Origin of the sequence: Metabacillus sp. YM-086 (genome assembly GCF_048059995.1) — a bacterium.
Classification (GTDB): domain Bacteria; phylum Bacillota; class Bacilli; order Bacillales; family Bacillaceae; genus Metabacillus; species Metabacillus litoralis_B.
This window is the reverse complement of record NZ_JBLUOI010000017.1, coordinates 23,266-32,610: the sequence shown is the minus strand read 5'-3', so window position 1 is coordinate 32,610 and position 9,345 is coordinate 23,266. Positions and strand designations below refer to the sequence as shown.

The window sequence follows — 9,345 nt, the reverse complement described above, 5'->3', positions numbered from 1 at the left end:
CGCGAGAATCGGGACAAAACCCGGTAAAGAAAGAAAGGTTCTGTCTCGATACTGCGAGAATCGGGACAAAACCCAGTAAAGAAAGAAAGGTTCTGTCTCGATACCGCGAGAATCGGGACAAAACCCGGTAAAGAAAGAAAGGTTCTGTCTCGATACTGCGAGAATCGGGACAAAACCCAGTATATTAAGAAAGGTTGTGTCCTGATACCCCGAGAATCGGGACACAACCCGGTAAAGAAAGAAAGGTTCTGTCTCGATACTACGAGAATCGGGACAAAAACCGATATTGAAGGAAAGATTCTGTCCCGATACCACGAGAATCGGGACAAAACCCGGTAAAGAAAGAAAGGTTCTGTCTCGATACTGCGAGAATCGGGACAAAAACCGATATTGAAGGAAAGATTCTGTCCCGATACCCCGAGAATCGGGACAAAAACCGGTAAAGAAAGAAAGGTTCTGTCTCGATACTGCGAGAATCGAGACAAAACCCAGTATATTAAGAAAGGTTCTGTCTCGATACCGCGAGAATCGGGACAAAACCCGATATTGAAGAAAAGATTCTGTCCCGATACCGCGAGAATCGGGACAAAACCCGGTAAAGAAAGAAAGGTTCTGTCTCGATACTACGAGAATTGGGACAAAACCCGATATTGAAGGAAAGATTCTGTCCCGATACCCCGAGAATCGGGACAAAATCCGGTAAAGAAAGAAAGGTTATGTCCCGATACCACGAGAATCGGGACATAACCCGGTAAAGAAAGAAAGGTTCTGTCTCGATACTGCGAGAATCGAGACAAAACCCAGTATATTAAGAAAGGTTCTGTCTCGATACCGCGAGAATCGGGACAAAACCCGATATTGAAGAAAAGATTCTGTCCCGATACCGTGAGAATCAAGACAAAACCAGCATTGAAAAAAACTTCTGCCCCAATACCCACCCACACCTCTCGCGAACCTACAATCACAGCAAACCTAATAACATCTTCAATAAACATATCTAAATAACCATCTAAAACTCGAAATCCCCAACCCTCGTCCACCCCTACAAAATATTAGTTGTCCCCACTTTTTCCAGTCATAATTGCTTGTCCATGACCATAAGATGAACTATAGACATTCTACTCAACCTAATTATTGGAGGTAAACATGAAACCAGTTAAACCAGTTCTCTTTGCACTTGGAGGGTTATTTTTCATTATTCTTTTGATTCCAACTCTTCTCGTTACACCGTTTATGGAGCAATCAAAAGGCAAATTAGGTGAGGAAATAACGGTCAGCAAAAGCGAAGTGCCCGTTTTAGGTGAATCACCGTTGGATGTGCCTGTATATAGAAGTCAAGCAAAGGTCGTGGAAAACATTCCGTTAGAGGAGTATGTGATAGGTGTTGTGGCTTCTGAGATGCCAGCTGAATTTGAAACAGAGGCGTTAAAAGCACAAGCACTTGCCGCAAGAACATATATTACGAAGCAATTGATGAGTGGCAAAACATTGGGTGTTCCAGAGGGGAATGCTGTTGTAACAGATACGATCATGCACCAGGTTTATAAAACCCCTCAAGAGCTAAAAGCAGCTTGGGGAGATGATTACACACAAAAAATGGAGAAAATTACAGAGGCTGTAGCAGCAACTCAAGGTCAAATACTTACATATGATAATCAGCCGATTGATGCAAGCTTTTTCTCTACTAGTAATGGATATACAGAAAACTCGGAAGCTGTATGGCAAGAGCCGATTCCTTATTTAAAAAGCGTAGAAAGCACATGGGATGAAAAATCACCGAAGTTTTATGAGAAAAAAATTATTGCGATCTCTCAGTTTGAAAAGCTATTAGGGGTAAATCTTGATACATCAAGCGGAACAATTGGAAAAGTAACCGAGCTAACGCCTGGGAAACGCGTAGCTAAAGTTGAAATAGATGGGAAAGAATTTACTGGTACAGATGTAAGAGATAAGCTTGAATTAAAATCAGCAGACTTTACGTGGGAAATTAAAGGTGACTCCGTTGTAATTGAGACTAAAGGCTATGGTCACGGTGTTGGGATGAGTCAATACGGAGCGAACTTCATGGCTGAATCAGGCAAAACGTATCAAGACATCGTTGCTTATTATTATAATGGAACAAAGGTATCGGAAGCCGAGCCATTCTTAAATAAATATACAGCAAAACAGTAAAGGAGCAGATTCTGCTCCTTTTTACTTTTTAAAAAACTTTCTCTTCGCAATATAATAGGAAACTAGCACTCCAATTGTATCCTTCACAAAATCAATCACCGTAGCTGACCTTGCTGGAACAAACGACTGATGAATCTCATCTGTTAGTCCATATAAAATAGCGATAGCGGCTGCAATCCAGCTCGTACGCTCTGTCCAACGTCCATGAGCCATGAATGCAAAGGCAATCAACCAATAGAGAATCGCAAATTCTATAAGATGCAACGATTCTTTTAAAAGTGAATCAAACGAAAATGGTGTGTTCACAATCGCATCCGCTGGGAAGCTTGAGAGCGTCCAGATCAGCGCCATATATAGTAGAGGTAATAGGGTGAAGATGACTTTCTTCATATACATAAACTCCTTTAGTTAAAAAACTTTCACATTCCATACATATAATTATAAACAAGACACATACTAAAGTTTAAAAAAATTTTTTTGAAGGTGTGTATATAATTCAGAAAATCTGTTCAAACTGATTTCTGAGGTGATGATAGAATGAGAGAGGAAGAAAAGAAACGTACTTCTCAAAACAAAGTTCAACAATTTTTCAGAAAACGTTGGGTATTTCCGGCAATTTACCTAATGAGTGCAGCAGTTATCCTTACGGCAGTATTATGGTATCAAAGCATCAGCAATGATGTAGCAGAAGATTTAAATGGTAACAATACAGAAGACCTTGCATTAACAGACAATCAGCCTGAGGCAGTTGAAGTTAACGCAACGAAAGAAAACTTTGCAATGCCAGCTATTGATCCAGATGCTGTAACAGTTGTGAAAAAGTTTTATGATGAAAATGCTTCAACAGAAGATCAAGAAGCAGCACTTGTATTCTATAACAATACGTATAGAATGAACAAAGGAATTGACCTAGCAAGAGAAGATCAGAAGCAATTTGATGTTGTTGCATCACTAAGTGGTACAGTAACAAAAGCTGAAAAAGATCCAATTCTAGGTTATGTAGTAGAAATTGAGCATGAAAATGATGTGGTAACAGTTTATCAATCATTAGCAGAAGTAAGTGTTCAAGCTGGTGACAAAGTTGAGCAAAACGAACTACTTGGTAAGTCTGGTACAAATCTTTACAATGAAGAAGATGGCAACCACGTACACTTCGAGGTTCGTAAAGCTGGAAAAGCTGTTAACCCTCTAACTTATATGGACAAGCCGGTAACGTCTGTAGAAGCTGTTGAAGAAGAAGCAACTGAAGAACCTGCAACAGAAGAAGAAGTGAGTGAAGAAGCTCCAACAACTGAAGAAGAAGTAAGCGAAGAAGCTCCAGCAGGTGAAGGTGAAGAAGCACCAGCAAAAGACGATGAAAAGTCTGCAGAAGAAAAAGCTCCAGAATCAGATAAAAAAGACGCTGAAAAAGGAGAAACTGAAGGTAGCGAGGAATCAACTCAACCTGAAGCTTCAAATAGCACAGTAAATTCATAAGGATAGCCGTCTATACGGGGTTGAACTCAAAATTAACTAGAGATCAACCTCGATTTTTTTATTACGATATATCCTAAAAAACCAATGCCTCCACCTGCAACATTTAAAATAAGATCATCCACATCAAACGCCCCAACCCGAAAGAAGAACTGAGCTAACTCCACAGACAAAGAAAGTAAGAAAGAATACCCCAATACTCTTGTAAAAGTCATGACGAAAATGATAGGCAACAAAAAGCCAAACGGAGCAAAAGCCAGCATGTTTCCTATAAACTGATCTGTCAAAGCTAGTCCGTCAAAAGAATAAAAATACTGCCCAATTGTTTGAAAAGGAATGAAGTTATAAGATACGGCCCCTTCAACCGATTTTCGATAAGCGGAAAAAAATAGAAGATAAAATAGGATTCCTATATACACGGCAAAACAAATAGTAATCATGATTTTTTTCATACTTTAAAGGTAACAAATTTTATAGGTAATTTGAAACCATTATTTCACAGTGTTCATTTAAAAATTCTAAAAATTACGAAAAATGTCGAGAGAAAGATATCTCAATTTCCTTATTTTGTATTGACCGGTCAGTATGAAAACATTCATAATAATAACTGTTGAATGATAACGCTTACAAATAGGAGGGTTGCTTATAGTGTTCACATTACTATTTATTCTTGCCTTAACTGGATTTAGTTTGTTCTTATGTTTACGAAAACGAAAACCTCAGTTTTTACTCATCCCGGTCTTAACACTACTACTCTACTTCATTGTTCAAATTGCACTTGTACCTGCATCGTTTTTAGACACAATCAAATTTATTTTTAGCTTATCTTAATCGGAGGTGGCTGCATGAAAAAGATTGATAAAAAAGTAGCTGATGCTTATTTCAAGGAGCGCACAAGAAATATTGTGATTTATTTAATCATCGGGGCACTTTCCTCGTTTGGTGTTGTGTTATTTGCTGAGTTCTTTAGTGGATTCACCATTAACGGCTTCCCGTTCCACTATTTTATGGGTGCTCAAGGGGCAGTTGTCGTCTTTATTCTTTTATTGTTTATTAACGCAAAGGTTAGTGACTCAATCGATCGAAAATATGGGATTGACGAAAGTAAAAATGAACAGCTTAGTGCTGGTAAAACGTTAGATCATTAAAAACAAACATTTATAAAAGGGGATCATATAAATTATGCACTGGGAAATGAGCAGCAAGGGGAGTGCTCATTCACAAAGGGGGAAATAAGTTGGACGCTCAATTTTTAGTATCTCTCACAATTATTCTATTAACATTCGCTTTATATATCGGAATTGCTGTTTACAACACAGCAAAGCAAACATCTGACTTCTATGTAGCAGGCCGCGGAGTCCCACCGATTTTTAACGGAATGGCCATCGGTGCCGACTGGATGAGTGCTGCATCCTTCATCGGGCTTGCCGGTACAATTATGTTACTTGGCTATGATGGATTGGCATATATTATGGGGTGGACAGGGGGCTATTTGCTTCTTACATTCTTATTAGCACCACAGCTAAGAAAATACGGTCGATACACGGTACCAGAGTTCATTGGTGACCGATACAATTCCCACACCGCACGTGTTATTGCCGCCATTTGTACGATCATCATCAGCTTCACGTACTCAATCGGTCAGCTTTCCGGTTCAGGGGTCGTGATCGGGCGACTTTTTGAAATCGATGCAAAAATAGGAACGATGATTGGGGTTGTTCTTATTGCCTTCTACGCTGCCTTTGGAGGGATGAAAGGAATCACTTGGACTCAAGTGGCACAGTATATCATTTTAATTATTGCGTACTTGATCCCGGTTATTTTCATGTCTTTACAAATCACAGGAAACCCAGCACCATGGTTATCCTACGGGAAAATTGTAGAGGAAATGGGTGAGCTAGATCGTCAACTAGGTATCTCTGAATATTTTGCGCCATTTACAAACGGTACGAAGTGGCAGTTCTTAGCCCTTATGTTCACATTAATGGCAGGAACAGCTGGTCTTCCACACGTAATCGTTCGATTCTATACCGTTTCAACAATGAAAGCAGCGAGATGGTCAGGAGCATGGGCAATTTTGTTTATCGGACTTTTATATTTATCTGCTCCGGCATACGCAGCATTTTCCCGCTTTATTTTAATGACACAAGTAGCAGGACAAAAGCTATCTGAATTACCGGCATGGACAACATCATGGGTCAACACAGGAAAGCTCCAGCTTGCAGATGGCAATGGAGATGGCGTTCTTCAATGGAACGAACTGATCATTTCCAATGATATCGTCGTTATGGCAACACCTGAAATTGCCAACCTAGGTATGTTCGTTATCGGCTTAGTTGCAGCCGGTGCCATGGCAGCTGCCCTTTCAACAGCTGGTGGACTAATGATTGCGATCTCATCTTCATTTGCACACGACATTTACTATCGAGTTATGAAACCAAACGCATCAGAAAAGAATCGTCTAGCAGTAGCACGTTGGTCCATTGTTATTGCAACATTATTCGCTGGTCTTATTGCGCTAAACCCACCGGGAGCAATCACACAAATCGTTGCTTGGGCCTTCGCTCTCGCATCAGGAACCTTCTTCCCAGCTCTCTTAATTGGAGTATGGTGGAAACGCTCTAACACACCAGGTGTCATCTCTGGAATGGTCGTCGGTCTTGCCGTCACACTCATCTACATCTTTGCCAGCAAATACGGCGGCTTCACCATCGCAGGCATCATCGACACCGGCGCAGGAATCTTCGGCGCCACAGCAGCCATCTTAACAAACATAATCGTCTCACTCTCAACAAAAGCACCATCCATCAAAACACAAGAAGAAGTACTCAACCTGCGCTACCCTGAACAGATGACGTATAAAGATGGGGAGGTCTGGATGGACTAGGTTTTAGGTGCCTGTCACTTCCCGAGTTTTCTTGTTTCACATTTTGTTTCACACGCCCGAATCAGGAGTTGGTTCGGGTTTTTTTGGTGCCTGTCACTCCCCGAAATTTCTTGTTTCACAATGTGTGTGTTCCACAGGTAGGTGAAGGACTCCCTAGCTGGCAATTGCTCTGCTAAGCACCACAAGAGCTGTAGAGCGGTTGTACATTAAAATAAGATATATAGTATATTCACAAAGAGAAAGGGTACCAGCACCTCTAGAAGATTTCAAAATCACACCGCACCTCACTACCAATCTAACAATCATAAATCAAAAAAATCTCCCATATATAGAAATAATCTCCCGACTTCCCTAATACATTATTAGAGTGTGTTTTCTTAAACCTCACTAGTACTCTCAAACATCGACAAATTTCTCGGGAAATAATCCACCCAGCTACTATTTCCTTTCGCCCCGGAAAAAAAATCAGCACAAAAAAACAATCCCCAAACCCTCAGATTTCCTGTCCTAAACGGGTGTTTTTGAAAAAAATTCAAAGAATCCCTTGTCCCACTTGAGTTTTCTTGCATATATCTTAATCCAAGCTAATAAAATGTTTACAAACCTATTCAAAGAGAGTGTTTGAGGTGAGGGATCGTGAGTGTAATTTATAATCGCTGTAATAGAGACATCATACGATCATCTAAGAGAAATTCAGCCAAAGTGACTTTTGTATGCGAGTCTCATTTCACACTTCTCACATCCATATTAGGGAGGTAGAGTGGTGTGCACGATTACATCAAAGAACGCACAATCAAGATTGGGAAGTATATCGTGGAGACAAAGAAAACAGTTCGCGTTATTGCGAAGGAGTTTGGAGTTTCCAAAAGTACCGTCCATAAGGATTTAACGGAAAGGTTACCTGAAATTAACCCTGATCTTGCGAATGAGGTAAAGGAGATACTTGATTACCATAAATCAATTAGACATTTGCGTGGTGGAGAGGCAACTAAGCTTAAGTACAAGAAGGACGAGATTTTAGAAGAAGAACCAGTGAAATAAGCACATTCTATCTACATCTTTCATAATCGACATATTCCTACACAAATACTTGAAATTATTTTACAAAATCATACTATTTTTGCGATTTTATGATACAATATTTAATTAGGTTAAACTAATTACGGGAATGAGATTTGCAAGGAGGATATAGATAGAATGTTCGCGAGGGATATTGGTATAGATCTTGGTACGGCAAATGTACTGATTCATGTTAAGGGTAAAGGAATTGTTCTGAATGAACCTTCCGTTGTTGCGTTAGACAAGAATTCCGGAAAGGTTCTTGCCGTTGGTGAAGAAGCAAGACGTATGGTAGGACGTACTCCTGGGAATATTGTTGCCATTCGCCCATTAAAAGATGGCGTCATCGCAGATTTTGAAGTAACAGAAGCAATGTTAAAGCATTTTATTAATAAGTTAAATGTAAAAGGATTATTTTCAAAACCACGCATGTTAATTTGCTGCCCAACGAATATTACATCTGTTGAGCAGAAAGCCATTAAAGAAGCTGCTGAAAAAAGCGGTGGAAAAAATGTATTCCTAGAGGAAGAACCAAAAGTAGCGGCAATTGGCGCCGGTATGGACATCTTCCAACCTTATGGAAACATGGTTGTAGATATTGGCGGTGGTACTACTGATGTCGCTGTGTTATCAATGGGCGATATTGTCACCGCCTCTTCTATTAAAATGGCAGGGGACAAGTTTGATAATGAAATCCTGCAATATATTAAAAGAGAGTACAAGCTTCTAATCGGTGAACGTACAGCTGAAGAAATTAAAATCAATGTTGCAACGGTATTCCCAGGCGCACGTTATGAAGAAATTAACATTCGTGGACGTGATATGGTGACAGGTTTACCTCGCACAATTACAGTAAATTCAACCGAAGTAGAATCAGCACTTCGTGAACCAGTTGCTGCGATTGTACAAGCTGCTAAGAGTGTCTTAGAACGCACTCCTCCAGAACTATCAGCCGACATTATCGACCGCGGCGTGATCTTAACAGGTGGCGGAGCCCTTCTAAACGGCCTTGATCAGCTACTAGCAGAAGAACTAAAAGTCCCAGTATTAGTAGCAGAGTCACCAATGGATTGTGTTGCAATCGGAACAGGAATTATGCTTGACAACATGGACAAACTTCCACGCAAAAAATTTGGATAAGTAAACTTTTGAGCCTGTGTGTACAGGCTCTTTTTTTGTCTTGTTTATATTGTTAGTTCTATAGGGAACTTTTGGCGGGGTAGTTTAGTGGAAAATTTTAAATGAGGGTGAAGGCAGAGGTGTGGGGTTGTCGTTGGGTGAATGAATGACAAAACAGGAGTGGAGGAAGGTAGAGGTGTCGTTCGTTAAGGTAGGAGGATCAATCTAAAAGCGTAAGAAGAGGAAAATGGTGATCATGCAGAAAGGAAGACCATCCCAAGACCAAAACAAGAGGAAAATGGTCATCATGTAGCTAATGAAGATCATCCCAAGAGCAAAAGAAGAGAAAGATGGTTATCATCCCGTTAATCAAGACCAATCCAAGAGCGAAAGAAGACGAAGATGGTCATCATGTAGCTAATGAAGACCATCCCAAGAGCAAAAGAAGAGAAAGATGGTCATCATCCCGTTAATGAAGACCATCCCAAGAGCAAAAGAAGAGAAAGATGGTTATCATCCCGTTAATGAAGACCATCTCAAGAGCAAAAGAAGAGAAAGATGGTTATCATCCCGTTAATGAAGACCAATCTAAGAGTGAAAGAAGAGGAAAATGGTCATCATCCCAGTAATGAAGA

At 40.2% G+C, this 9,345-nt stretch carries 11 protein-coding genes; 9 read left to right on the top strand and 2 right to left on the bottom strand.

Translation table 11 applies throughout. The annotated features are described in order from the left end of the window. Window positions 1-1,146 precede the first annotated feature (1,146 nt). Window positions 1,147-2,172, top strand: coding sequence for a stage II sporulation protein D (gene spoIID, locus ACEWK1_RS09920; protein WP_098798603.1), 1,026 nt, complete (start codon window positions 1,147-1,149; stop codon window positions 2,170-2,172). 21 nt (window positions 2,173-2,193) lie between these two features. Here spoIID and ACEWK1_RS09915 read toward each other — a convergent pair whose 3' ends face one another. Continuing rightward, the gene (locus tag ACEWK1_RS09915) at window positions 2,194-2,562 is read right to left on the bottom strand and encodes a VanZ family protein (protein WP_098798604.1); all 369 of its coding nucleotides are present in this window, start codon (window positions 2,560-2,562) and stop codon (window positions 2,194-2,196) included. A gap of 147 nt (window positions 2,563-2,709) precedes the next feature. Here ACEWK1_RS09915 and ACEWK1_RS09910 point away from each other — a divergent pair, with 147 nt between their 5' ends. Continuing rightward, window positions 2,710-3,648, top strand: coding sequence for a M23 family metallopeptidase (locus ACEWK1_RS09910; RefSeq protein ID WP_098798605.1), 939 nt, complete (start codon window positions 2,710-2,712; stop codon window positions 3,646-3,648). A gap of 32 nt (window positions 3,649-3,680) precedes the next feature. On the opposite strand, the gene ACEWK1_RS09905 is transcribed toward ACEWK1_RS09910, so the two are convergent. Next, window positions 3,681-4,085: a VanZ family protein gene (locus ACEWK1_RS09905; protein WP_247346635.1), complete on the bottom strand. Its 405-nt coding sequence runs from the start codon at window positions 4,083-4,085 to the stop codon at window positions 3,681-3,683. Between the two features lie 208 nt (window positions 4,086-4,293). Here ACEWK1_RS09905 and ACEWK1_RS09900 point away from each other — a divergent pair, with 208 nt between their 5' ends. The 7 genes from ACEWK1_RS09900 to ACEWK1_RS09870 all read left to right on the top strand — a co-directional run bounded on the left by ACEWK1_RS09900 (window position 4,294) and on the right by ACEWK1_RS09870 (window position 9,339). Beyond that, the gene (locus tag ACEWK1_RS09900) at window positions 4,294-4,476 is read left to right on the top strand and encodes a hypothetical protein (RefSeq protein WP_247346634.1); all 183 of its coding nucleotides are present in this window, start codon (window positions 4,294-4,296) and stop codon (window positions 4,474-4,476) included. 14 nt (window positions 4,477-4,490) lie between these two features. Further along, window positions 4,491-4,793 carry a DUF4212 domain-containing protein gene (locus ACEWK1_RS09895; RefSeq protein WP_247346633.1) on the top strand — a complete coding sequence of 101 codons (303 nt, stop codon included), beginning with the start codon at window positions 4,491-4,493 and terminating at the stop codon, window positions 4,791-4,793. Window positions 4,794-4,882: 89 nt separating this feature from the next. Next, the gene (locus ACEWK1_RS09890; RefSeq protein ID WP_416636120.1) at window positions 4,883-6,532 is read left to right on the top strand and encodes a sodium:solute symporter family protein; all 1,650 of its coding nucleotides are present in this window, start codon (window positions 4,883-4,885) and stop codon (window positions 6,530-6,532) included. Between the two features lie 765 nt (window positions 6,533-7,297). Continuing rightward, window positions 7,298-7,573, top strand: coding sequence for a sporulation transcriptional regulator SpoIIID (gene spoIIID / locus ACEWK1_RS09885; protein WP_026563140.1), 276 nt, complete (start codon window positions 7,298-7,300; stop codon window positions 7,571-7,573). 156 nt (window positions 7,574-7,729) lie between these two features. Next, the gene (locus ACEWK1_RS09880) at window positions 7,730-8,731 is read left to right on the top strand and encodes a rod shape-determining protein (RefSeq protein WP_121663848.1); all 1,002 of its coding nucleotides are present in this window, start codon (window positions 7,730-7,732) and stop codon (window positions 8,729-8,731) included. Between the two features lie 329 nt (window positions 8,732-9,060). After that, window positions 9,061-9,183, top strand: coding sequence for a hypothetical protein (locus ACEWK1_RS09875; protein ID WP_269671128.1), 123 nt, complete (start codon window positions 9,061-9,063; stop codon window positions 9,181-9,183). A gap of 33 nt (window positions 9,184-9,216) precedes the next feature. Further along, window positions 9,217-9,339: a hypothetical protein gene (locus ACEWK1_RS09870; protein ID WP_269671129.1), complete on the top strand. Its 123-nt coding sequence runs from the start codon at window positions 9,217-9,219 to the stop codon at window positions 9,337-9,339. Window positions 9,340-9,345: the final 6 nt, after the last annotated feature.

Coding starts and splice junctions, on each gene's coding strand:
- ACEWK1_RS09870 (WP_269671129.1), top strand. CDS start 9,217: ATGGTTATCATCCCGTTAATGAAGACCATCTCAAGAGCAAAAGAAGAG.
- ACEWK1_RS09875 (WP_269671128.1), top strand. CDS start 9,061: ATGGTTATCATCCCGTTAATCAAGACCAATCCAAGAGCGAAAGAAGAC.
- ACEWK1_RS09905 (WP_247346635.1), bottom strand. CDS start 4,085: ATGATTACTATTTGTTTTGCCGTGTATATAGGAATCCTATTTTATCTT.
- spoIID (WP_098798603.1), top strand. CDS start 1,147: ATGAAACCAGTTAAACCAGTTCTCTTTGCACTTGGAGGGTTATTTTTC.
- ACEWK1_RS09880 (WP_121663848.1), top strand. CDS start 7,730: ATGTTCGCGAGGGATATTGGTATAGATCTTGGTACGGCAAATGTACTG.
- ACEWK1_RS09895 (WP_247346633.1), top strand. CDS start 4,491: ATGAAAAAGATTGATAAAAAAGTAGCTGATGCTTATTTCAAGGAGCGC.
- ACEWK1_RS09910 (WP_098798605.1), top strand. CDS start 2,710: ATGAGAGAGGAAGAAAAGAAACGTACTTCTCAAAACAAAGTTCAACAA.
- ACEWK1_RS09915 (WP_098798604.1), bottom strand. CDS start 2,562: ATGAAGAAAGTCATCTTCACCCTATTACCTCTACTATATATGGCGCTG.